The organism is Paractinoplanes globisporus DSM 43857, from assembly GCF_000379645.1.
Taxonomy (GTDB): domain Bacteria; phylum Actinomycetota; class Actinomycetes; order Mycobacteriales; family Micromonosporaceae; genus Actinoplanes; species Actinoplanes globisporus.
In genome coordinates this window covers 79126-101619 of sequence record NZ_KB903300.1, presented here as the reverse complement: position 1 = coordinate 101619, position 22494 = coordinate 79126, and the positions used below count along the sequence as shown (strand labels likewise).

Genomic DNA, 22494 nt, shown 5'->3' with positions numbered 1-22494 from the left:
GGCTCTGTGCCGCGGGCTGGCTCCGGTGGAGGTTGGCTCTGGCCGGAACCAGCCCGACGGCCTGCGGACGTTACTGTCTCAGTCGGGTCATCGCCTGACCTGCGATCTGCTCGAGCAGGTCTGCCGCCGTCCCGGCGCTGGCGGCGGTGACGTCGCCGATCAGGGAGATGGATAGGTAGAGGTTGCCGTCGTAGACCACGACGTGCGGGCCGGTCTGCGCATCGTTGTATCGGTAGGCGCCGTGCCCCAGGCCCGGGATGTCGGTGATGGTTTCCGACTTCTGGTGGGCGCCGCGGACGCCTTCGTAGTACGTCTGGGCGGTGTCTTGTTTGACGATCATGATGTCGAGGGAGACGAGGCTGCGGTCGCCGCGTGGCCCGTATTGGCGCTGGCAGCGAGCGAAGGTGGCGAAGCTGTTGGTTTCCGATCGCGGGGCGCCGAGGTTTCCGGCGTCCTGGCCCAGGGCGCCGGTCAGCAGTGTCTGGTCAAGGGCGGCGCACGCATCACGTGTGGCTTGGTACGTCCGCGGGGCGTCGGGTGCAGCAGACGCCGGCGGCGGCGACGCCGATAACGCGTTGGTAGTAACAGGGCGCGGCGATGGCCCGGCGGCCGTGCGGTGGCCGTCGCCGCAGGCGGTTAACCCGAGGCCGAGGGCGGTCAGCGCGGCCAGGGTCAGCGTGACGCGGCGTGCTGGTGATCGGTGATGCATGCTCGCAGGTTCCCTTCGACGGATGTGGTGTGACGCGGTGATGGCGCGCCTACTAGTGGCAGGTCGACAGATCGACGCCGGGCACGGATTCGGTGGCCTGATGCCGCAGCCAGCCGTTGATCACTTTTCGGGTGCTGGGGGCGCTGGTGTGCAGGTTGAGGGAGTGGCCGGTCGACGCGATCGTGACGGCGATCAGGCCCGTGTTGCTGGCGTACGTGGTCTGCTCGCGTTGGCAGATGTCGGCGCCGTGGGTGCAGGGCATCGTGGGCCCACAGAACAGGGCGTCGCGGGCGCCGACGACCAGCAGGATCGGCGCAGTGATGGCGCGGCTGTAGGCCAGTTCCTGCTGGGGCGTGTAGGTCAGTTCCCCGGTCGTGGCGGTGGTCTTGGTGGCCTCGTCCCACGTGGACGCTCCCGGTTCGGCGGTGGCGGGGTCGAGGAAATAGGCGGCGCGTCTGCCGGGAAGGGTGGTCAGGTAGCCCTCCGGGGACGCTGACTGGGCGAACTTCGGGTCGTCTCCGGCTGGGTGCAGGTCGGTGGTGAAGCGCGTCATCACGTCCAGGTCGATCTGGTGCAGCAGGCCTGTGAGAACCAGCGCGTCGACGTCGTGATAGGTCGCGGCCTCGGCCATCCAGACGACCGTGCCGAACGAGTGCCCGACCCCAGCGACCGTGCGATAGCGGCCCAGCGTGCCGTCGCGTAGCGCCTGGATCGCCTGGTGGACGACGGTGGCCTCGGCGGTGAGGGTGACCTGGTCGGCGGGTGGCCGGTCGCTGGCGCCGGTACCGATCCGGTCGATCAGATAGACGGCGTTGCCGGCGGCGACGGCCGCGGTGACGTAGTCGGTGCGCTGGTCGAGGCCGGTCCAGTACTGGTGGGTGTAGGTCAGCCCGGGGACGAGCAACTGCACCGTGCGGCCGGGGCGGCGGGGCTGGCACAGCCACCCGGCGAGCCGGTAGGTCGCCACATGCGGTGCCGGGGTGAGGATGACGGGCAGGTCCCGCCGCACGCAGTGTTGTTCTTGCTCGGCGTATGCCTGGGCGGGAGCGGCGGCCACCAGGGTCGCCGCCAGTACGACCGGTAGGGCCAGCCATCTGATGATCGCCTGCCGGCCGCGGCGCGGCGAGTGCAGCTGCTGACGGCGGGTTGGCTGGTTGGTGCGCTGGTTCACGGGTTCCTCCTAGGAGTGGTGTGCCGGTCAGGGCCGGCTGATGCGGTGCAGCGCGGCAACCGTGTCGCGCAGCGGAGGGTCGGTGGGGCGCTCGAGAAGCTCGGTCAGCGCCTCGGCCAGGTCGGTGCGCAGGGTCCGGGCGAGGTGCAGGCCGGCTGCGGTCGGCTGCAGCAGCCAGTACCGGTGGTCGTCGGCGCGGGGCAGCCGGCGGATCAGCAGCCGGGTGTTGAGGTCTTTGAGGGTGAGGTTCACGGTGGCTCGCGCCAGCCCGGTGATCTCGGCGATGGTGCGCGATTCGATGGAGCGGCGCCCGGTGACCAGTTGCAGCACGTCGTAGCCGGCCCAGGTCAGGCGGGCCTCGCGCAGTACCCGGTGTTCCAGATACCGGCGCAGGTGGTTGCTCGCTCGGCACAGCACCGCGACCTGGCGCAGCAGCTCGTCGGTCTCGGCAGGCGGGTGGCCGCCGAGGTTGTCCCGCGGGTCAGCGATCATGACTGCCCGGTTCCGCCGATCGGCGCGCCATGGTCCCTCATCCATACGAAGGGATCGATGGCATTCGCGCTCAGTAGCCGGCACCGGGTAGCGCCGCAGGTGACACCGGTGTGTACCTCGAAATGCAGGTGCGGGCCGGAGGAATGGCCGCTGCTGCCGACCAGGCCGATCGGCTGGCCGGCGTCGACGTGCTGCCCGTATACGACGTCGGGTTTGCGGACCATGTGGCAGTAGCGGGTGGCGATCTGCCCGGCGTGCAGGATCTCCACAAAGAAACCGCACCCGAGCGTGGTGGGGTTGCCCTCGTCGTCGAGCTGGCCGTCGATGTCGCAGTTGCCGGTGTCGTTGTCACAGCCGGCGAACACGACCTTGCCGGCCGCGGCGGCCCGGATGACCGTGTACCTTTTCGCGCCGAGGTCGTCGCCTTGATGGTTCGGCCGGGACGACGTCCGGAAGCCCGAGACGATCGGCGCGTGCACCGGCTGGGTCCACCCGCCAGGCGATACCACGGCTGGCTGGCCGCATTCGGCGAGGCTGGCTCCGGGCAGGTCCGAGATCGTGGCGGCGCCGGTGACCGCGGAGACGACCCGCTCGGCGTCGGACTCGTGCTCGGCGTACCGGTCGGGGAAGGCGCTCTTCTGAACCTTCTGGGCCGCGACGGTGACCGGCATCGTCTCCCAGCCCTGGATGCGTTTCAATGCCCGGTAGAAGGCGGTGGCGGAGTAGACGCGATCCAGCAGCTGGCCGGGTCGTCCCCAACCTTGACTCGGGCGTTGCTGGAACAGGCCGAGCGAGTCGTGGTCGTTGCGGGCGCCTAGGTCACCGAGGTTGGTCAGCCGGGACTCGGTCATCGCGGTCGCCACGGCGATCACCCAGGCCCGGGCCGGCATCGCCAGCTGCTGGCCGACCGCGACGATCACAGCGGCGTTGTCGACCTGCCTGGTACCCCACGACCCAAGCGCACCCGGATGCGCACGGATCTGCACGGATGCGCTTGCGGGGTCTCCCGTGCAGGCGGACGCGGCGGCGTCGTCACCGAGGACCGCGACGAGCGGCAGACCGCACAGGGCCAGCGCCACGGCGCTCGCGGCAGCCAGCGCGATGCCGAGTTTCATGACGACGCCGGTCGGGCGGTCGCGACAAGCCAACGGCCGCCCGCGTGGACGACGGTCACCTTTAGGGCGCCAGCGTCGGTCGCAACGGCAGCGACCACCACGGCGGTCGTGGACGACAGCACCCGGGCCGGGCCCACGACGGAATGCGCGGGCACGCTTGCCGGGTCGGTGTCGGCCAGCAGCCGCGCGTACGGCGGGATGACCAGCTTCCGCACGCCCGCGTACCACCTATCGGGCGCAAGCTCGGGTCGTGCCCAGGCGGTCACGAAGGCGAGTGCGGCAGCGACCGCTGCTGGTGCGGCGGGACTGCTCGATGCCACGCCCACGCCGTCCTCGCCGCCCGAATCGACCCAGGGGGCTGCGGTGACAGGAGAGGAACTGGGCGGCGCCGTCGCCGCCGCGGTGCCACATCCACCCGACACCAACGCCACGACGATCACCAAAGGCAGCAATAGGGTTCGGGTCACGGCGACGTCTCCTGCTCGAGGGCAGCGAGTCCCTCGTGCACCGCTGTGGTGACGCGGGCCAGGTGCTCGGCCAGCGTGGTGAGTGCGGTACGGCGCTGCCCGGCGGTGGAGGCGGTGTGCGCGACCGTGAGCGTCTGCACGGCGGCGGCGCCGTTCCGGCCGATCTCACGCAGCAGATCGAGATAGGCCGCGTACTCCCGCAGGGCGGCGTCGCCGTGGTCGACGTCGGCCGGCGCCATCAGACGTCCAGCTCCGGGTCGTCCGGGCTCGGCCCGTACCCGCCGCCGGGCTCGGTGTCGAGGCGGCGCCGGCGTTCGTCTTCCAGCTCGGCTTCACGGTCGAGGTCGTAGCCGCCGTCCGGTTCGGCGTCCGGTACGGGTTCCTCCGGTTCGCTGGTGTCGCGCTCGGGATCGTGCACTCGCTCGAAGAGCTCGTCGATGTCCAGGACCAGGACGCCGAGCTGGGCGTTGAGGCGGTCCCAGTAGTAGCTGCTGGTGATCTCGGCGGGCTGACTCACGACGGCACCCGTTCGGGCTCAGGCCCGGCAAGCTGAGGGCGACCGGTGAGGTCGTTGTTCGCGGCGTCGATCGCCTCGGCATGCCACTGGTCGGGCCAGATCAGGTCGCGAGCTCGGGTGGTGTGGGTGCCGTTGCGGCACCGGGTGTTGTCGTCCCAGCCGCGGAGCCGGTCACGGGCGCGGGTGAGGCGTTCGTGCCACAGCAGCGGCCCGTCCGGGTGCGCGGTGTCGTCGTAGCAGGCATGCCAGCCCGCGGCCAGGGCAGTGAGCTCCTCCACCAGCGGCGGGTGCTGCGGCCAGCAGGCGGGGATCTCCTCGGCGACCTCGTATCGGTCGGCGAACCAGCCGACCCAGTCGATCAGCCACGCCCACGTCTGGGCGGCGGCGTCGCGGTCGAGGTCGCGCCAGCGCAGCGGCCACGGCATCGCCTGCCCGCCGGCGGGGCCGGCACTGATCAGCTGCGAGCGCTCGACCGTCTCCCGTAACTGCCGGTGCTGCTGGTGCAGGGCGTCGACCGCGGCGGCCAGCTGGTGGACCGCGGTGCCGAGCTGGGCGATCGCCACGATGTCCGGCGGCGGATCCTCGGGCAGCTGGAAGTCAAAGGTGTCCATCATTCCGCCCTCGTGAGCATGGCGCGGAACGCGTCGCGGCCGCGGGCCAGGTCGGCGCCGTCGGGGCGCTGCCACCAAGCGGGCACCTGAATCTCGACCGGGCTCAGGTTGCCGACGAACGCGAGAGCTCTCCCCTCGGGCAGCGTGCGCAGGTCGGCGAGGTCGAGCAGGTGCTCGCGGCGTACCGTTTCACTGATCGAGGCGCGGCCGGCGCCCCAGCTGGCGCCGGAGTTGACCTCGCTGATCTGCCCGGCCAGGGCTTGGGCGTCGCGCAGCGCGCCGACGTCGCTGCTGCCACCAATGATCAGCCGGGCGTTCGCGGCGTCCGCGATCGCCTGCCCGCCCTTGTCGCCCCACCGTTCGCGCAGCTGGGGCAGGTTCTGGGCGAACACCGACACGGCGACGCCGGAGCCGCCACCTTCACTCATCAAGCTGGGCAGCGACGGCAGTGGGGCGATGTTGGCGATCTCGTCGCCGATGAAGTACAGCGGCGGCTCGATGCGCCCGCCCGGCATGGTCAACGCCCGGGTCTTCGCCTGGTAGATGAGGTCCTCGCTGATCGCGGCCAGCAGAGGAGCGATCAGGGCCTGGGCGTCGCGGGTGCCCACCAGATACAAGGTGCCGGACTCGGCCAGCCAGTCCAGGGGCTTGAACTGGGTGCCGCGCGGCGGTGAGCACGCATGCAGGACGCGGGGGTCGTTGAACGCGTCGAGGGCGCCGGCGACCACGGATTGGATGGTGTCGCGGGCCCGGCCAGTGGTTTCCCGGTGCCGGGCGAGCCGATCGGCCCAGTTGTCCACCCCATGCGCACGCAAAATCCGCTCGGGCCGCGGATTGCCAGGATTCTGGGACCAGGCGAGAACGTCGACCATCGTGGCGGTCTCGTCGAGGGCCGCAGCGTGCAGCAGACCGCGCAAGATGGTGGCGGCCTGGTCGCGGAACCAACGGCCGTTCTCCACGCTCTCGTCGCCGATCCCGGAGCCGGACGCGAAGCCGGTGGCGCGCAGCATCGCGACGATCTGATCGTCGGCGCCTTCGATCGGCGACCACCGCAACCGCGGTACCCCCGGGATTTCACCCTGCGGCTCGAAGATGAACGTCGGCCCGATCCCGGCGCGGCGGGTGTAGGTCACCTCGGCGACATCCAGCCGGGTCGAGGTGGTCAGCACTGCCCCGCGCGCATCGGTGACGGCGGGAATGACATAGCGGGTGGTCTTGCCGCCGAACCGGGGCACGGCAGCAGCCAGCAGCGTGTACTCGTTGGCCAAATACAGCGGCCGGCGGCTGACGACGTCGGTGCCGAGGAACCGGGCCGTCTCGAGCGGATCCGCCCGGCGGCGGGTTTTCGCCGCCGCGGTGACCGGGTTGTCGGCGCCGGTGACGGTCAGGCCGGGGCGGACGATGTCGACGCGGGCGAGGACCGCCTTGGCGGACAACAGCCGGTCGAGGTCGCGCCAGGTCGCGAAGCCGGGCCGGCGCGCGCGCCTGCGGGCGATCCGTACCGCCGGGATGATCGGCCCAGCCAGCAGACCTACGAACGTGATCAGCCAGCAGCTGTAGATCAGCCACGTGGGTCCCAGCGGGGCCCGGGCGGCGGCGGGCCACGCGGCGGCCGGATCGCCGGGATGACCGGGGATCCGCAGCAGGATGGCCGGTGCGTGGCGGATGCCGACCGGCGGCCAGCGGTGCTGGGCGAGCAGAGCGCTCAGCTGCCCGGCCAGCCACAGCGACAGCACGGCGGCGGCCAGCAGGACGGTGAAGATACCGAGCAAGAGCAGCCGTACGCTGATGTCGGCGCGCAAATGCCCTTGCCGGGGCGGCCGGTGCCCGGGCGAGGAGATCGGTGGCCGGCTCACGCTGCCACCCCTGCCAGGCCCGGCCCGGGTGTATCCACAGGGCCATCCACAACCTCCGCGCCGCGGGTAGCGGGCGGGACGGCGATCATCCGGCTGTCCGTGTGAACCATCGTGGTTTCGGCTCGGGACAGCTGGTGTTTCACCACGAACGAGTGCACGCCGATCTTCCATAGGCCGATGCCCTGGCGCAGGTAGCGCAGCAGGTCAGTTTCGGTATCGGAGGTGCCGAGGAATTCGCGGGCTTGCTCGAGGCTGCCGGTGGCCTGCCGGTAGGAGACCCGCACGCCGCAGTCCTCGATCAGTCCCCGGGCGATGCGGACCTGCTCGGAGTCCGCTGATCCGGACGCGGCCAGATCGGAGAAGCGGTGGAACGCGAGGACGTTCGCGACGCCGAGCGCGCGGGCGAGTTTCAACTGCTCGCGGGTGCGGCGGATCAGTGGCAGATGCCGGGCGATCAACGCGAACTCGTCGTAGAAACAGACCCGCGGCGGAGCGTCCGGCGCGGACAGCTCGGCCTCCAGCCAGGATTGGGCGCAGGTCATCGCCATCGCGGTCATCGCGTCCGACGAGCGGATTGCCCGCAAATCCAACACGGCGCCGGCCTGGCCGAAGTCCAGCTGGGCGGCCGAGGATTCTGGGCCGTCGAACACGCCGCCGAGCGCGCCGGAGACGAGGCGTTCGAGGGCGAGCCGGACCCGGCGGGAGTCCGCGACGAAGGTGTCGAGGGGGTAGGCGAGCCGGTCGAGGCGGTGTGCCCACTGCTCGGGCCGTCCGGTGGCGGCGAGCACTCCTGACAGGGTGGGGGTGGCCATCCGGCCGGGGGTGGCGTCGTGTTCGTGGGTGACCGCGTCGACCGCGTATTCCAGCAGCGAACGTTCTGGCTCGGTCAGCCGGCCGCCGAGCTGGATCTCCAGCAGACCCTCCAGCAGCAGCAGACGCCGCGCCCGCTGGATGTGGCGCCACTGCTGCTCGGTCTGACCGGGATGCCGGCGGATCCCGGCCAGGGGATTCATGACTACCCCGAGCCCGGGGCCGACCCGGACCGGCGTGATGCCCGCCAGCTTGGCGAGGTGCTCGTACTCGCCTTTGTAGTCGCAGGTGTAGAACCGGGTGCCGAACGGGATGCCCCGAAAGGCCAGGCACTTGAGCAGCGACGATTTCGCGGAGCCGATCTCCCCGGTGACGGCCATGTTCGGGGCGGTGACCGCTTTGGCCCGGTACAGCTCGTGCAACGAGAACGTGAACGCGGACCGGCTGTAGACCTCGGTGCCGATCAGCGGCCCGTCCACCGGCAGCCCCGGATCCGTCACGAACGGGAACACGCTGCACAGCTGGGCGGACGTGGTGACCAGCGGCGGCAGCCCCAGCAGCCACGCCACCCGCCCGGCCCGGCGGCCGTACCCGCCGTGCGTACCGGCGGCCGGTGGCCCGAGCAGCCGCTCGGTCGCCCGGTCCAGGCGATGCTGTTCCCGGGCATGGGCCTGTTCGGCGCGGGCGAGATCGAGGGCGGCACCGTGCCGGGTGATCCGGTCGGTGAGGGAGCCCTCGCGCCGCAGCCGGTTGCGGCGGGTCATGCCGCCCACCCCCGCATCGGCTTGAGGCCGCGGGCCAGCGGCAGCGCGGCCGCCGCGAACGCCTGATCCTGCTCGCCTGCCAACACCACGGCTTCGCAGCCGGCCCGCGACAGGATCCGCCGGACCTGCTGCACGTCCCGGTCCAGGCCGTCGAGGGAGCCGGCGGTCACCGTGACCATCAGCGCGTACCGGTAGCGGACGTGCCCGGCGGCCTGCTCCCGGTCGATCTGCTCGACCGCGCGGGCCTCGTCGTCCTCCCGCGCGGTGCGCACCAGCCGCAATTTGCGTTTGGTGACCTCGTCCCCGGCCCGCGCCACCTTCTCGCGGCGGGTCGCCAGCTGCGCGAGACTGGCCGGGACGGGTTGGGCGACCAGCGTGACGGTGCGGCGGCAGGTGGTGCGCATATACAGAGGTGTCAGCCAGGTCGCGCCGACCGGCTGGCGGGGCATCTGCGCCACCCACAATGTCCGCGAGTAGGCGGAGTCGTGTTGGTAGGTGGTCCAGCCGACCGTACGGGCGGCGGCCGGGCCGGCCAGCTGCGGCGCAGTCCCCGCCGGGACGCCGGGGCCGCCGGGCGGGGTGCTGCCGCGCAGGTCGACGGCTTCCTGGTCGTCAGGATCGAACTGGGTGCGCAGCACGGCGGCGTAGCCGCGCGGGGACAGCCAGCCGCCGGTCGTGACTCCAGCTTCGGCCACGGCGGCTTCGATGCCGGTCAGCCGGGTCAGGACCGCGGCGGCGAGGGCGGTGTCGGTGCCGCCGGCAGAGCGGACCTCGGCGGACAGCCGGGCGTGGTCGAATACCACGCTCAGGTAGATGTCGTGGCGTTGCGCGGCCGGGGCCGCCGCCGCGGTCAACTCCGCGAGGGACTGGTACGCGGCCGAGCCGGTGTCGATGGCACGGTTGGTCAAGTACCGCTGGGCCCGGTTCCCGGTGTCTGGCACGGCCCGGGCGGTGACTGCCCACCTGATCAGCCCGGCATCGCCGTAGTCGGTGCCGAGGATGTTGAGCAGCTGCGCCCAGTCGGTCAGCCGGCGGGTCTGTACGTCCCGGTCGGCCAGCAGCAGGTTCTCCCCGAAACACCGCAGCGCCGCGGTGACGGTCCGCTCGCGGCGGTGCACCAGCAGCCCGACCTCGGTGCGGCCGTCGGCGGCCACCGCCGTGAGCCACCGATACCCGGCCGCCGGGCCCGGCAGGTCCATGTGCTCGGCCACACCATTGGGCGCCCACGGGCCACCCCGGTATTCGCTCTGTCGGGCGGCCCGCTGGATCAACGCGGCGACCACGATGGGCAGCCATTCGGTCAGGCGGCGGCCCTTGAATCGCAACAGCGCCAGCAGGACCAGCAGGATTGTCAGCACGAACAGCCCACTGCCGGTGCCCGTCCGTCCGGCGGCGAGCAGGTTCAGACCGATCACGGCGGCGATCAGCGCACCGGCGACCATCGCGATCTGCGCCAGGGTGAAACCCATGAGCACTCCGCGGGTTGCCCGGGGCGGGAACTGAAACATCAGCGGCTTCCTTTTCGTCGATGCTGGTCAGAGCGGCACGATCGGCGTTTCGGCCGCGGCAGCGGCTCCGCGCGACCCGGATGCCGATGACTCGCCGGCCGGCTTGCCGCCGGCGGACGCGTTGCTGTCGGACTCACTGGTCGGCGAACTGGTGCTGGAGCCGGCAGGACTAGGCGTCTCCGGCAGCTGCGGTACAGGTGGCCCGGCAGGGCTTCCCGACGGCGCGGCAGCCGTTCCGGTACCAGCGCTGTGCTGTGCGGCCTGAGCTCCGGCGTGGACGCCGTCGGCCTCGTTCGCGTTGGGCTGATCGGCCGGACCAGCAGCGCCCTGTTGTTCGCCGGGCGCGTTCGCGGGTTGGCCGACCTTGCCGCCGTCGCCGCCCGTCGAAGCGGCGTCGGCTGCCTTGCGGCCGCTGCTGTCGCGGCCGATGCCGGCGGCGTTGGCGGGGGTCGTCGGCATGCTGGAGGTGTTGGCGGCCATCACCCCGGCCGCGTTCGCGTCGCCACCGCCCCCACCGCTGCCCGGGTCGGAAGCGCCGGCGGCGCCGGCGCGAACCCCATCGGCGAACGCTGGCCCCATCGCGAGGGGGTTGCCGGCGGCGGACATCAGGCCGTAGGCGTTGGGGTCGGACAGGTAGCCGTCCCAGATCGTCGTCAGCCGCAGCAGAATCCACGGGGCGGCCACCATCAGCCAGATCAGCAGCACCGCGCGCAGCACCGTCATCAGATCGTCCGACCCGTACGCCGATCGACTGCCGTAGATCCACAGTTCGGCGATCACGAACTTGCTCGAAGCGAGGGCGTTGACCGTCCAGAACCAGCGGCGGCCCCAGTGCCGGGTCTCGTGCATCACCTGCCCGGCCATCGCCACCGCACCGAACAGCGCGGCGCCGGTGGCGAGGATGCCGCGGAACAGCATGATGAAGAACAGCAGCAGCAGCCCGATGCAGCCGAAGATCGACAGGACCAAAGCGAGGAACAGGGTGCCGGCGCCGCCGGTCAGCCCGGTCAAGGCTTTGACCCACTGCGAGGGGTCCCACGGTGTCGCGGCGTTCGCGGCGATCACCGCGTTGGTGGCCTGATCCCAGGCGGTGACGATGAGGAACGCGATCCCGCCGGCGAACGTGATCCCCAGCATTGCTCGCACCAGGCCGCCGAGGGTGGCCATCGGTCCGGGGCCGGCGCTGGTCCGTAGCCCGTTGACGATCAGGGAGATGAGGAAGAACACCATGATCAGCAGGACCATGACGCCGGCCACGTTGTTGTAGACCGAGTAGAACGCGTCGTCCGGTGAGGAGATCGACGTCGCGGAGAACACCAGGCTCGCCAGTTTCGACAGCAGGAACACCATGGCCTGCACCGCGATGTCGACCAGGCCCTGGATCCCGGAGCGGATACCGCCGGCGAACGCGTCCTGAGCTTTACGTTGGATCTGGCAGGACGCGTCGGTCATGCCGCAGTCCGCCGGTTTCGGGTCCGGGTCGTAGACCTGCCGCGCCCACCCGGCCTTCTGCGCCGTGCAGGCGTCGCGCTTCACCCGCCATTGGGTTTCGTGTCCGGGGTCGGTGTCGTACAGGGTCTGGCCGGTCAGCAGTTCGCAGGTGATCAACCCGGCCGGGCCGCTGCCGCTAGTCGGGCCATCACCGAATACCGACGGGGACCCGTCGCGCGGCGACGGCGCAAGGGTGATTGACGCCGCGGCGCAGGCGCGACGATCCGCGTCAGTGGTGGCAACGCTGCACCGGGTCACCCAGTGCGAGCGGCCACCGAACGGCGGGGTGTCCACCCGCGCGACCCACGGCATGCACCACGCCACCGCGCCCGGTGCCCGTGCCGCGCAGTCAGCCGTCGACGGCGCCGACGGCGCAGGCGACGGCGACGCCGCGGCCGACGCCGGGACGCCCGGGACGATCAGCGCGACCAGAACGCCGATCACCACAGCCACCGCGGCAAACCGTGACCAGAGACGGGACGGGGCGGTGAGTGGGTGGCGGGTCATGCTTTCACCAGCAGGAACGCCATGACAGCGGTGAACGAGCCGACGCCGAACGCGACCAGCACGCCGCGCCACATCATCGTTCGGCCGCGATCCGACGAGATATGCGTGCCGAAGATCGGCCCGGCGCCGAACAGGATCAGGCCGGCCAACAGCGCGCCACCGGCGGCGAACCCGCCGATGTACAGCAGCCCGTTCATGAACGTGTAAAACAAGTCGGGCCGTGGCACCGCGCCGGGGTCGGGATGGATCCGGGTCCAGTCGATCCCGCCGCCCTGGCCCGCGCCGCCGCCGGTGGGCGTCGGTGTGGGCGGGGCGAGATACCGCGTCGCCGCGGCTGCCAGCAGCGCACCGGGCGTCATCGCGGCTGTCCAGCTGCAATCGCTGGGAGCTCTGGGGCAGCGCAGCGCAGTAGTACCTGGTCGGCCAGCCGGACCAGGGCGTGGCGGGTCGGCCGGTGCAACCGGCGCGGATCGATCGGCTCGGGCCCGGCCAGTCCTGGGTCGAACGGGATCTCGACCACGGTCGCGACGGCGCTCGCCTGCTGCGCGACGGCGCGGACCTCCCGCACCGTCCGCGGCGAGGTCGCCATGATCACCAGCACGCAGCGGTCGGCCACCGCCCCGTACCGGGCAGCCCGCAGCTGGGTCAGCAGTTGCAGCGCGTGGCGCAGGCTGTCCACGGTGGCGCGGGCCATCACGATCGGCGCTGCCGATGCAGCGATGACTCTCGCGTGGCCCACCTGCAAAGCCGGTTGCAGGTCGCAGACCGTCAGCACGGTCAGCCGGCGGACGGCCTCCACGACGGCGGCGGCCTCATGGTGCCGCGGTGGCCGGCGCCCGCGGACCTCGGTCTCACCCACCAACGCCAGCAGCCCGGACGGGCCCTGTTGCGCCCACCGTTGCAGTTCCCGCAGCGACGTCAACGCCTGCAGGTCGCGGACCGCGTCCCACACGCTGCCGGCGTGGTGCCGGCCGATCCGGTCGGCCAGGCCGCCCCACGGCGCGGGGACCATGTCGACGGCGGCGACCGGGCCTGCCACCGCCAGGGCGAGAACCCCGCCCAGCGCGGCTACCAGCGTGGACCGGCCGACTCCGCCGTCGGCGGACGACACCGCGACCAGCGATCCGGGCGGCACGGCCGCCGCGCGCTGCCAGGCCCGGTCGGCGACCCCTGCCGGCCCGAACTCGTGCGGCACCGGCTGGACCGGCCGCACCGGCAGCGGCCGCTGCTGCCCGCCTGCCGGGTCGACGGTGTTCGGCTGCGGTCCGAGCGCTGCCGCCGGTTCCGCGGATGGCGTCGCCGGCAGCCGCAGGGTGGGGGCGGGTGCCGGCGGGCCGGCGAGGACGGAGTCAATGAGCGAAGGCATGCCACTCCCGGACAGCAGAGGCGAAAGAGGGGGCAGCTGGCCGTGGCGACCGGTGGGGAGCAGCCGCGCACGGCCAGCCGGGACGAGCGCAGTCGGCCCCCCTCGGAGCAACCTCACGTCGGCTGCGCTGATCACTGCATCGACCCTCGCGCGATCACCGACCGCCCGGAAGTGGGCTCCGCTGGTCCGCGGTGGTCCCGCGAGGTCCTGTGTGGTCCCGGGCCAGCAGTCGATCAGCCGACAGGCGATCGCGAGCGGAGCGGCCCCAAGCTCGAGCTGGGAACGGGTGTCGGCGCCGGTTTCACCCGGCTCTGGTACGCGGGTACCGTGCGCGGCCGGAAGTCGACAAGATGGTTGCCATGGCGCGTACCTGGTTGTCCATCGAGGTGCAGCTGGTCTCGGGCCGCGGCGAAGTCCTGTGGCCGCGACCCGGGCGAGTCTTCGCGGCGGCGCGTTCGCACACCTTCGCTCAGCTTGCTGCCGCCATCAATACGGCGTTCGCTCGCTGGGACCTGGCGCATCTGCACCTGTTCACGCTTGCCGACGGCAGCAGCGTGGCGACGCTCAGCCACTTCGACGGCGACGCTCCGGATGGCACGATCGACGACGTGTCCGCGAAGCTGAGCCAGCTGTCTCGCGGGGAGACGTTCGCGTACGTTTTCGACCTCGGCGACGACTGGACGCATCTGTGCTCTGCGGCCGCGCACCGGATCGATCCGCTGGAGCAGCTCGGGGTCGTACCGGATGCGCCGACGGCGTACTGGGGATGGGGTGACCTGCCGGATCAGTACGGTCGGCGGTGGAACGGCGATGACGGCGAGAACCGCCCACCACGACGGCCGGCGGGCGGTCTGTGCGACCTTCCGCCACTGCTACCGGGGTGGGGAGTGCGGCCGTGACGGCGTTTCACAGGAATCGCGGGTGCAAATGGCGCTCGGCCCAGGGCGAGACCACCCAATGGGCCGCCGACGGCTCGATCTTGGGTGGCGGATCGGCGAGTCTGGTGCTTGTGTCCGGTCGCCGGACGCCTCATCGACCGGTTAGCTGACGCGGGGACCTCGCCGTTGCTCGGCAGGTGGGAGCGGCGGAACCCGTAGCCGGCGGCTTGAGCTGCGTGAATCCCGTTACCGGTCGCTGACAATCACCATCTGCTGGCCAGGTAGGCAATGACGGGCGATGGCCCGCAGTTCGCGTTCTGACGCGACGTACACCGTCACGTCCGCCAGGCTCTGCGCGACCTCCGGCGTGATGCGCGAGGCGACCGGGCAGATCACCGCTACCGGCTCACCGCAGAAGATCGAGACGCCCATCGCGTAGTCCGGGTCGCCTTCCTCCACACACCATGGTTTGATCCCGGTTTGCTCGGTGACCTGCCGCAGGACAGTAGGTTTCAGCCGGCGCTGACGCTCGCGCAGCGCGGCCAGGTTCGCGACATGCCGCTGCTGCTGTGACATTCGAAAATCCAGGCCCGGGGCCGGCCGGAGCGCCCGCCGCGGCAGCAGATCCGCCGCGGGTCGCCGCCGCTGTGGTGAACGCCGGTCCGTGCTTGACCACCGACGTGCCATGGCGTTGTCCGACTCGCGGTGCAGGCGCTCGCGCAGGTCGGCTGCCACCGCGTCAGCGGTCTGCTGGGCGTCGCGGATGGCATGCGCCGTCCGCAGGTCGCTGCTGCTTGTCCACCATCGTCGCTCGGCGAATTCAATCATCCTGGGGGCACCGGCCTTGGGGGTTGCAGGTCGGCCCAGCACCGGCAGGAGCCTGTGCTCGGCGCCGCGGCAGACCAGGCTGACGAAATCGTCCAAGGCCAGGTGGACCGCTTCCCAGGCGGCGTGTCTCGGGCAGGCCGGCCCCGACGGCAGGTCGCGGTATCGCACGCACCCGCCGGGTTCGCAGTGCCAGGCGTTCAGGCGGGCCACAGGGCCGGTGACCCGAATACTGCGGTCGTCGCCATCGACGGTGACGGAGACGCCGCGCTGCTCGCCGATGCGACGGCGACCGAATACCCACACGGTGTCGATGCCGTCTTCGGTGTAGCGGGCCGTTCGTGCTTGGGTCTGGTCGGCGGACTGGGCGGAAAGTTGTGCCTCCCATGCCACCGTACGGTTGTCGTCGGGTGCGATCGCGAGTACGTCCGCGCGCCAGCGCCGATCCGGCCCGGTCGCCTCGAGCTCAGCGCGCCACCCCGCCCGGCGCACGGCAGCGGCGATCGCCGACTTGAGCAGCCGGTGATCGACGGTCTCACCGTTCAGCGCGCAGTCGCGCTGCGCCGCGTCATGGGCGAAGAACCGCAACCCCAGTGGCGACACCTTCGCGTGCATGGCGTGGCCGCAGCCGGGACAGCGCAGCGGAATCCGGGGCCGGACGCGGTGGATACTTTGCCAGCAGACGCCGCCGCCGAGATCGTCGCGGGTGGCGTCGAGCAGCCCGCCGAGGCCGTTGGCCGTCAGCGGCATGGGTCTGCGGTCTGCTCGGCGGCGCCGTCCTTGGCGCGGCGTTCGCGGTGGCCGCGGCGTAGCCTGTCCGAGCCTGTTGCCGCGTGCCGCGGGCTGGCGACGGTGTGGCCACGGGGTTTCGGCATGCTTGCGTCGTCCGACACGGCGGCGTTCACCCCACCAGCTGGGGTGCGGTCTGCGCGGCCGGCGTGGAGTTAAGCGGGCTGCGTGGCAGTTCCCGGCGTAGGTCGGCGATGAGTTGGTCGATGTGCTGGCGGGTTCTGCCGGGCATGCAGATCAGGTGGCTCCAGCCGCCGTCGACCGGCAGCGGCCACCGCTTACGCAGGGATTCGGGGAGCGGCCTGATCATGACGGTGAGCGCGTCGGGGTTGCGCCAGCACGGCCAGCCCAGGGTGATCAGCTGCTGGTGGGCGTAGGCGGCCAGGTCGTGCCCGCGGGAGGCGCGGCGGCGGTGGCCGTCCTCGTCGTGGCGGGTGATGGCGTGCCAGAGCAGGAGTGAGGCAAGGCCGGCTCGTGATCCGGTGATGGTGGTGTCGTGGCTGCCGATGTAGTCGACCGGCCGGCCAGGAGAGGGATGCGGCCGGCGCGACAGGGTGATGCCGCACGGGATGGGGGTGCCCCACCATTTGTGGCCGGAGGTGGAGATGCTGTCGGCGCCGCCGGGGGCCAGGTCGAAGTCGCGGCGTCCGCGCAGCGCGAGGGGCAGGCCGGCGAGGGCGGCGTCGGCGTGGATCCAGCGGTCGCGGATACCGGCGACGTCGAGCGCCGCGTGGATGAGCGGCACGCTGTCGACGGCTTCGGTCATCGTGGTGCCGATGGTCGCGATCACGACCGCGGCCTGCCCGGAATGCTGCTCGGCGTGGGCGCGCAGGCTGCTGTAGTCCATTTCGCCGTCGACGGTGGCGGCGACCTGCACGAGCGGCAGCCGCAGGATCGCCGCGGCCTTGGCGACGCTGTAGTGGGCCGCCGCGGTGGCGTAGACGACGGCCTCGGGCAGAGCGGTCCGGGCGTGCAGCAGTCCGGTGAGCACACCTTCGGTGCCGCCGCTGGTGGTGTATCCGGTCCAGTCGGGTGGTGCCCGGAACAGGTCGGCGTACCAGGCCAGCACGTCGCGTTCGATGTCTTTGGTGTGCGCGGGATAGGTGCCGTCGGTGGTGGGGTCACCCACGTTGTTGATCATGTGGCCGAGGAACGGGGCGAACAGCCGGTAGTCGATGTCGGTGGCTGCGGGGAATCCGATGTTGGTGGGTGCGGCGGTGTTGATCCGTTCGAGGACCGCGGTCATCCGTGGGTCGAGGTCAGGCAGCGGCGGCGCGGTGCGGCGGTGGGCTCGTCGTTCCCGGCGCGGGGGTCGGCGGGCGTTTTCCGTGGCGGGCGGTGTGGCCGAACGTAGTGCGGGCATGGTGTGGGTCGGCGGCTCGGACGTGGGTGCAGTCGGGTTGGGGTGTGTGGCGGCGTGTTCGGGTGCGCTGGGTTGCTGTGCCGGCGGCCGGGCCGGTGGGCGGATGACGGGGGCGCCGACGACCAGCAGGGCGAGCAGGGCGGGGAGGATGAGTAGCGCCTTGCCGAGGCCGACGTGCATGGCGGCGGTGCCGATTACGACGGGTCCGGTCACGTAGCCCAGATAGCCCATGGCGGCCACCCGGGACAGGATCGCGCCGGGGCGGCTCGGGTCGAGGGTGCCGGCGGCGGAGTAGAGCAGTGGGATGACGCAGGACAGTCCGGCGCCGAGCAGGGCGAACCCGATGATCGCGGCGACGGGTGTGCGCAGGGTGACGCCTGCGGCCAGGCCGGCGGCGGCGATCGCGCCGCAGCCGCGCAGCAGTGGCACCGGCGGGGTGGCTGCGGTGATCCGGTCGCCGGCGAGGCGGCCGAGGGTCATGCAGCCGGCGAAGGCGGCGTAGGCGGCGGCCGCGAGGACCGGGGTGGCGCCGAGCCGGTCGAGGTAGACGGTGCTCCAGTCGGCGGCGGCCCCTTCGCTGATCAGGGCGCAGAGCGCAAGTGCGCCCAGCAGCAGGATGCGTCGGCGCTGCCCGCCCGCGGTGTGGCCGGTGGCGGCCGACGGTCGGTCGGTGGTGGCTGGGGACGCCGGGGCGAGGGGAAGCCGCCGGAGCGACGACAGGGCGACGACGGTCAGGGCGAGACCGACGATCGTGAAGGTGCGGGGGCAGCTGTACTGGACGTGGGCGCACAGGGCGGAGGCGGCGGCTCCGGTGGCGCCGCCGATGGAGAAGAACGCGTGGAAGCCGGTCATGATCGGCCGCTGGTAGGCGGTCTGGCAGGCTACTGCGGCCGCGTTCATGGCCACGTTGAGCGTGCCGTGAATGATGCCGAAGACCAGCAGCGCCGCGGTCAGAGCGGCGAGGCTGGGGGCAAGGGCGGTGACGGCGAGCGCGCCGCCCAGGATCAGCGCGGCCGGGGCGATGATCGCGGTGGTGCCGTGCCGGTCGACGAGCCGCCCGGCGAAGCGCATGCCGACCAGTCCGCCGGCTGCGAGGGCGAGCAGCGCGACGCTCAGTTGCCCGTCGGACAGGCGCAGGTCGTGTTGCATGGTGGGGATCCGGGCGGTCCAGGTGCCGATGGCCACGCCGGCGATGCCGAACATGGCGGTGATCGCGACCCGATTCGCCGATAGCTTCCTCGTGCCGGCGCCGGTGACGGCGGCACGGTGCAGGGCGATAGTCATGAGTGTGTCCTTGATGCGCGGGCGAGCCAAGGGTCGCGGCGACGCCGGCGGCCGGGCTCGGATGGGCGGCAAAGTCGCGGTGCCGCCCGGCGACAGTGCGCCGGGCGGCACCGCTGCGTGATCTCAGCGGAGAACGCCGGTGCGGCTGCTCAGCCGACGGTGGCGCAGGCGGTGCCCAGCGACTTGTAGCCGTTGACCGTCCCGGAGGTGCCGCCGGTCCAGTGCCAGAACTTCGAGCAGATCTTGGTGCCCTTGGCGTAGTTGCGGTTGACCTTCCACGTGCCGGTGGTGATCTCGTCGCCCCAGATGTGCTTCGAGCAGTACGTGTAGTCCTCGCCGCCGCCGGAGTCGGCGTAGTGGGCGCCGTTGATCAGCACCTGGCTGTGCCCGTAGATGCAGTTCTTGAAGGGCGGGGCGACGCGGCTCTTGATCCAGTTGACGTGCAAGCCGCTGCCGTTGACGCCGACGCAGCTGGCGTAGGCGTCGCCCACGCACTTGTCCGCGCTGGCAAGCGCGGGCGCGCCGACCGCGAGGGTGAGGCCAAGTGCGGCGGTAGCGACCGCAGCGGCGCGCGAGAGGAACTTCTTCACAGGGGTGCTCCTTTGATACGCAGGTCGAGTGGGAATTGGGGTGATCGGCTGCCGGCTCTGCCGACGCCGGCGGGCGGCGGTCCGCGGCTCCGGGCGGCGGCCGGGTCGCCGGCGCAACGATCGCGATGATCGGTGAAGGACATATCGGAGCTTTCTTCGTGAATCGGGCGGGATGAGGATGTGAGGGGTCGTCGCCGCGCCCCGGCGCGGCGATCGGCTGCGGTGGTCAGGTGAGGTGGATGCGGTGCCTGGTAAGCCAGGCGTTGATCTCCAGCAGGTAGGCGATGGCGCTGTGCCGGGCGTGGGCGTGCTCGGGGGTGCGGGCGAGCAGCGGGCGGATCTGGTCAGGGTCGAGCAGCGGCTGGAGGGGCTGCGAAGTGTCGGCCAGGACGGCGAGCATCCGGTCGCGCTGATCCGCCCGCCAGCCCGGCAGCAGATTCGCGCCGGGGAACGCCCGGCCCGGTAGCCAGGTCACGCTGGCCGGCAGCAGGTCGGCGACGGCGTGCCGTAGCAGGCCGAGCCGGACACCGTTGAGCTGCCGGACCGGCTCGGGCATGCGCAAGGTGTGCTCGGTGAGCCGCCAGTCCGCGAGAGGGCTGTGCACGCTCAGGCCCACGGCGCTGGCGAGCTCGTCCAGGCGCCGCAGCTTCGCCGGAAGTCCTTGGGACAGCGTGAGATAGGCGTTGCGGCGCCAGGCCCGCCGGGTTTCGCCGACGCCGGCGGGTGCGGGGATCGCGGCGACTGCTTCTCCGAGGCGCTGCTTGGCATAGGCGGTCGGCAGCAGATGCAGCCGCGCGTCGGCGGACAGCAGGTTCACCGGTGCGGCGTCGTACCGCTGCCAGGGGAAACCGATGCCGCCCGGAGAGCCGGGGGCGTCCCAGCCGAAAACGGCGTTGGCTCCGGCACCGGTGATGACGCCCGTCGCGGTGCTGGCCGCCTGGCTCAGCAGGGCGAACAGCGGCGCGTCGAGGCTGGCGTCGCCGGGCAGGTCGCGGATGCGGCGGGTGGCGGCGGCAAGGTCGGTCAGCAGGTCGGCGCCCGCGGTGACGAGGTGGTAATCGAGGTGCAGATGCCGGGCGACGCGGGCCGCCGCGGTGACGTCGGCGCCGATGCCGGGTGGCAGGCCCCACGGACCGGCCAGGGTCAGGGTGTACGCAGTGCGCCGGACGTCGATGGAGGCGTTCGGGGTGGTGCAGGCGGCTGCGGCAGCCGAGGCGATGCCCCCGGACAGCAGGACCGCCGTGTCGGCCTGGTCGCGCAGGGCGGCGGTGGATTCGGCCACGACGCGACGCACGATCGTCGCGGCGGCCGCTTCGTCGATCTCGGTGTCGGGTCCCTCGGCCTGCCAGTGGAAGTGCCGGTGGCTGCGGAACCGGCCGGGCGTCACCTGGGTGAGGTGGCCGGGCTGCAGCTCGTGCATGCCGTTGATGACCGCGTGTCCGGGGGTGCGTGCCGGGCCGAGGGTGATCAGCTCGTTGAGGCCGTCGCGAGTGACCACGGGTTCGATGCGCGGATGTGCGAGCAGGCCGCGGATCTTGGTGGCGAACGCGACGCTGCCGTCACGCATAAGTTGGTAGAAGAAGGTTTTGACGCCGAGCGGGTCGCGGATCAGCAGCAGTTGGCGGCGCAGCTGGTCCCAGATGGCGATGGCGTAGACGCCGTCGATCCGGTCGACCAGGAACTGGCCCCAGCGGCGGTAGGCGTGCAGCAGCAAGTCGGCGTCGCTGGCCAGCACACGGCATTGCCCGAGCTGGTCGGCCAGGACGTGCCGGTTGGACAGCCGGCCTTCGATCGCTACCGCGATGTCGGGGTCGGGCCGTTCGGGATGCCGCCAGTCCGCGTACCCGGTGTGCGGGCCCTGACTGCAGAAGCCGGCGTCGCGGCCGAGCCGCAGCAGAATCGGACCGGCGGGTACCGGCCCTGCCGCGGTGGTCATCGCGGCGAAGGTCGCACGCTCGTCGCGCAGGTCGGTGGGGGCGTTGACCCATCCGGACATCGCCATGGCAGTCTCCTCGTGTCCTGAGGGGCCTAGCCCTGCGCCGATCGGGCGGGCCAGGTGCCTTGGGTGGCATCAGCCGGGCGCCACATCGGCCACAGCTGCGGCCCGGCCGCCGCCATGAACGGCTCACCGGCCTGGTAGCCAGCCATGCCGAGCAGGTCGCGCTGGCTGAGGCTGTCGGCGAAGGCGTGCGTCGGTATGCCGGCCAGGTCGAGGCGGCGGAGTCGATGGGCCAGCAGCAGGGCAACCGCGGCGGGGTCGTCGGCCGCGAGGACCGCCAGGTCGAGGTGCGGGTGGCCCGGCCGGTTGCGGTGCAGCTGGTGGTACTGGCTCAGCAGCGCGATCGTGTGTTTGCCGCAGGCGGCGGTCAGCCGGCGCAGCGAGCTGCGCAGGTCCGGCGCCGGACCCGACCGGTCGATCCACGCCGCGACCGCGCTGCGGCCGGCGATCATGTCGACGCGGCCCTGACGCAGCGCCTGCTCGAGCAGCATCAGGTACCAGCCCTGGAGCACGACCGGTCGCTGTGTCCGGTCGGGCACCAGCCAGCAGCCGGTCGGCGTGTCCAGGGCGGAGGCGGTGGCCAGGCCGGCCAGCTCGGGCAGGTCGTCCCGGGTGGCCGCGACCACCGCCGACGGATGGTGGTCGACGTCGTGGTAGTCCGGCGTGCCGGGCTGCGTGGAGGCGGGCATACCGGTCAGCACCCGTCGTCCACACGAGCGGAGGCCGTGATCAGCACGGTCGAGGCGACAGGAGCCGGGCTTCCGGCGTTCGCCTTGCGCAGCAACGCCTCGTGGACCGATGCGGGCAGGTCAGGAAGGATCACCGGTGGCCGGTCCGGTTCCGCCGCGCAGGTGGCGACCGCGACATCGATGGTGACGGCCGGGCGGCTCCCACTGGCCGGCAGGCGAAGCCGCAGGCCTACGACCGTGGTGGAGCCGTCGAGGTTCCTGCGGCGGACATCGGCCGTCAGCGCACCGGCCGGCGTCAGGGCGCGCAGGCCGATCACGTGTGATTGCGCGGCGCCGTTGCGGCAGTAGGCGCTCACCGCGACTGCGCGGACCAGGCCGCCGGCTACCGACAGGTTCGAAACCTGGCTGCGGGCTTCGCCGTGGCCGGCGATTGGCCGTGACGACGCGAAGGTGACCAGCGATCCGGTAGCCGACTGGCCGCCGTTCGGCGGCTGCTGGCGCCGAGCGATCGGTACGACGTTTTCCTGGACGGCGATCAGTCGCACCGGGGCGACATGGCCGGGCGACGGGGCCGGGGCGGCGATGGTGATCACGCCGGCGGCGATGAACAACGGCGCCGCAGCGACCGCGGCGTAGGGCAGAGCTTTCATCTCCGACGTCCTTTGTGTTTCTCCGATGGGCCGGATGTGTCGG

21 protein-coding genes are annotated in these 22494 nt (G+C 71.8%); 1 reads left to right on the top strand and 20 read right to left on the bottom strand.

Annotated features, from left to right (window positions below):
• Positions 1-70: 70 nt before the first annotated feature.
• From A3CQ_RS60765 to A3CQ_RS0114735, 14 genes are all read right to left on the bottom strand, one after another.
• Positions 71-709, bottom strand: coding sequence for a hypothetical protein (locus tag A3CQ_RS60765; RefSeq protein WP_157295861.1), 639 nt, complete (start codon positions 707-709; stop codon positions 71-73).
• Positions 710-761: 52 nt separating this feature from the next.
• Positions 762-1880, bottom strand: a complete 1119-nt coding sequence (locus tag A3CQ_RS57380) for an alpha/beta hydrolase (RefSeq protein WP_020511717.1) — start codon at positions 1878-1880, stop codon at positions 762-764.
• A 27-nt stretch (positions 1881-1907) separates the two neighbouring features.
• A complete protein-coding gene (locus tag A3CQ_RS57375) occupies positions 1908-2372 on the bottom strand; it encodes a MarR family winged helix-turn-helix transcriptional regulator (protein ID WP_020511716.1) in 465 nt (154 codons plus the stop codon).
• Positions 2369-3487, bottom strand: a complete 1119-nt coding sequence (locus A3CQ_RS63635; RefSeq protein ID WP_020511715.1) for a M23 family metallopeptidase — start codon at positions 3485-3487, stop codon at positions 2369-2371. Before A3CQ_RS63635 ends, A3CQ_RS57375 begins: the two co-directional genes overlap by 4 nt.
• Entirely contained in the window at positions 3484-3702 is a 219-nt protein-coding gene (locus A3CQ_RS0114780) for a hypothetical protein (RefSeq protein ID WP_020511714.1), read from the bottom strand. The genes A3CQ_RS63635 and A3CQ_RS0114780 overlap by 4 nt, the downstream gene beginning before the upstream one ends.
• Positions 3703-3950: 248 nt before the next feature.
• On the bottom strand, positions 3951-4193 hold the full coding sequence (locus tag A3CQ_RS0114775; RefSeq protein ID WP_020511713.1) for a hypothetical protein: 243 nt from the start codon (positions 4191-4193) through the stop codon (positions 3951-3953).
• Positions 4193-4471 (bottom strand): hypothetical protein, encoded by a 279-nt coding sequence (locus tag A3CQ_RS0114770; protein WP_020511712.1) that lies wholly within the window; start codon positions 4469-4471, stop codon positions 4193-4195. The genes A3CQ_RS0114775 and A3CQ_RS0114770 overlap by 1 nt, the downstream gene beginning before the upstream one ends.
• A complete protein-coding gene (locus A3CQ_RS0114765; protein ID WP_169516276.1) occupies positions 4468-5085 on the bottom strand; it encodes a hypothetical protein in 618 nt (205 codons plus the stop codon). The genes A3CQ_RS0114770 and A3CQ_RS0114765 overlap by 4 nt, the downstream gene beginning before the upstream one ends.
• Complete coding sequence (locus A3CQ_RS0114760) at positions 5082-6938, bottom strand: type IV secretory system conjugative DNA transfer family protein (protein WP_245577231.1); 1857 nt, start codon at positions 6936-6938, stop codon at positions 5082-5084. Before A3CQ_RS0114760 ends, A3CQ_RS0114765 begins: the two co-directional genes overlap by 4 nt.
• Complete coding sequence (locus A3CQ_RS62750; protein ID WP_020511709.1) at positions 6935-8512, bottom strand: putative type IV secretion/conjugal transfer ATPase; 1578 nt, start codon at positions 8510-8512, stop codon at positions 6935-6937. Before A3CQ_RS62750 ends, A3CQ_RS0114760 begins: the two co-directional genes overlap by 4 nt.
• A complete protein-coding gene (locus A3CQ_RS0114750; protein ID WP_040432411.1) occupies positions 8509-10020 on the bottom strand; it encodes an SCO6880 family protein in 1512 nt (503 codons plus the stop codon). Before A3CQ_RS0114750 ends, A3CQ_RS62750 begins: the two co-directional genes overlap by 4 nt.
• 27 nt (positions 10021-10047) lie before the next feature.
• Positions 10048-11964, bottom strand: a complete 1917-nt coding sequence (locus tag A3CQ_RS0114745) for a hypothetical protein (RefSeq protein ID WP_157295859.1) — start codon at positions 11962-11964, stop codon at positions 10048-10050.
• A 50-nt stretch (positions 11965-12014) separates the two neighbouring features.
• A complete protein-coding gene (locus tag A3CQ_RS0114740; RefSeq protein WP_020511706.1) occupies positions 12015-12377 on the bottom strand; it encodes a hypothetical protein in 363 nt (120 codons plus the stop codon).
• On the bottom strand, positions 12374-13384 hold the full coding sequence (locus A3CQ_RS0114735) for a CpaE/TadZ family protein (RefSeq protein WP_020511705.1): 1011 nt from the start codon (positions 13382-13384) through the stop codon (positions 12374-12376). The genes A3CQ_RS0114740 and A3CQ_RS0114735 overlap by 4 nt, the downstream gene beginning before the upstream one ends.
• Positions 13385-13743: 359 nt before the next feature.
• Between A3CQ_RS0114735 and A3CQ_RS0114730 the strand changes: the two genes are divergently transcribed.
• On the top strand, positions 13744-14283 hold the full coding sequence (locus tag A3CQ_RS0114730) for an IS1096 element passenger TnpR family protein (protein WP_020511704.1): 540 nt from the start codon (positions 13744-13746) through the stop codon (positions 14281-14283).
• 225 nt (positions 14284-14508) lie between these two features.
• Here the strand turns inward: A3CQ_RS0114730 and A3CQ_RS57370 are convergent, their stop codons facing one another.
• From A3CQ_RS57370 to A3CQ_RS60145, 6 genes are all read right to left on the bottom strand, one after another.
• The gene (locus A3CQ_RS57370; protein ID WP_020511703.1) at positions 14509-15837 is read right to left on the bottom strand and encodes a competence protein CoiA; all 1329 of its coding nucleotides are present in this window, start codon (positions 15835-15837) and stop codon (positions 14509-14511) included.
• 151 nt (positions 15838-15988) lie between these two features.
• Positions 15989-18523, bottom strand: coding sequence for a histidine decarboxylase (locus tag A3CQ_RS60760; RefSeq protein WP_020511702.1), 2535 nt, complete (start codon positions 18521-18523; stop codon positions 15989-15991).
• A 149-nt stretch (positions 18524-18672) separates the two neighbouring features.
• The gene (locus A3CQ_RS0114710) at positions 18673-19113 is read right to left on the bottom strand and encodes a hypothetical protein (RefSeq protein WP_020511701.1); all 441 of its coding nucleotides are present in this window, start codon (positions 19111-19113) and stop codon (positions 18673-18675) included.
• A 226-nt stretch (positions 19114-19339) separates the two neighbouring features.
• Positions 19340-21115, bottom strand: coding sequence for an asparagine synthetase B family protein (locus tag A3CQ_RS0114705; RefSeq protein WP_020511700.1), 1776 nt, complete (start codon positions 21113-21115; stop codon positions 19340-19342).
• A gap of 26 nt (positions 21116-21141) precedes the next feature.
• Entirely contained in the window at positions 21142-21801 is a 660-nt protein-coding gene (locus A3CQ_RS57365; protein ID WP_157295858.1) for a hypothetical protein, read from the bottom strand.
• A 5-nt stretch (positions 21802-21806) separates the two neighbouring features.
• The gene (locus A3CQ_RS60145; RefSeq protein WP_020511698.1) at positions 21807-22451 is read right to left on the bottom strand and encodes a hypothetical protein; all 645 of its coding nucleotides are present in this window, start codon (positions 22449-22451) and stop codon (positions 21807-21809) included.
• Positions 22452-22494: the final 43 nt, after the last annotated feature.

Bases quoted from the DNA above. Each gene is read 5' to 3' on its own strand.
- A3CQ_RS60765 (WP_157295861.1), bottom strand. From the start codon at position 709: ATGCATCACCGATCACCAGCACGCCGCGTCACGCTGACCCTGGCCGCG.
- A3CQ_RS57375 (WP_020511716.1), bottom strand. From the start codon at position 2,372: ATGATCGCTGACCCGCGGGACAACCTCGGCGGCCACCCGCCTGCCGAG.
- A3CQ_RS63635 (WP_020511715.1), bottom strand. From the start codon at position 3,487: ATGAAACTCGGCATCGCGCTGGCTGCCGCGAGCGCCGTGGCGCTGGCC.
- A3CQ_RS0114775 (WP_020511713.1), bottom strand. From the start codon at position 4,193: ATGGCGCCGGCCGACGTCGACCACGGCGACGCCGCCCTGCGGGAGTAC.
- A3CQ_RS0114765 (WP_169516276.1), bottom strand. From the start codon at position 5,085: ATGATGGACACCTTTGACTTCCAGCTGCCCGAGGATCCGCCGCCGGAC.
- A3CQ_RS62750 (WP_020511709.1), bottom strand. From the start codon at position 8,512: ATGACCCGCCGCAACCGGCTGCGGCGCGAGGGCTCCCTCACCGACCGG.
- A3CQ_RS0114750 (WP_040432411.1), bottom strand. From the start codon at position 10,020: ATGTTTCAGTTCCCGCCCCGGGCAACCCGCGGAGTGCTCATGGGTTTC.
- A3CQ_RS0114740 (WP_020511706.1), bottom strand. From the start codon at position 12,377: ATGACGCCCGGTGCGCTGCTGGCAGCCGCGGCGACGCGGTATCTCGCC.
- A3CQ_RS0114735 (WP_020511705.1), bottom strand. From the start codon at position 13,384: ATGCCTTCGCTCATTGACTCCGTCCTCGCCGGCCCGCCGGCACCCGCC.
- A3CQ_RS0114730 (WP_020511704.1), top strand. From the start codon at position 13,744: ATGGCGCGTACCTGGTTGTCCATCGAGGTGCAGCTGGTCTCGGGCCGC.
- A3CQ_RS57370 (WP_020511703.1), bottom strand. From the start codon at position 15,837: ATGCCGCTGACGGCCAACGGCCTCGGCGGGCTGCTCGACGCCACCCGC.
- A3CQ_RS60760 (WP_020511702.1), bottom strand. From the start codon at position 18,523: ATGACTATCGCCCTGCACCGTGCCGCCGTCACCGGCGCCGGCACGAGG.
- A3CQ_RS0114705 (WP_020511700.1), bottom strand. From the start codon at position 21,115: ATGGCGATGTCCGGATGGGTCAACGCCCCCACCGACCTGCGCGACGAG.
- A3CQ_RS57365 (WP_157295858.1), bottom strand. From the start codon at position 21,801: ATGCCCGCCTCCACGCAGCCCGGCACGCCGGACTACCACGACGTCGAC.
- A3CQ_RS60145 (WP_020511698.1), bottom strand. From the start codon at position 22,451: ATGAAAGCTCTGCCCTACGCCGCGGTCGCTGCGGCGCCGTTGTTCATC.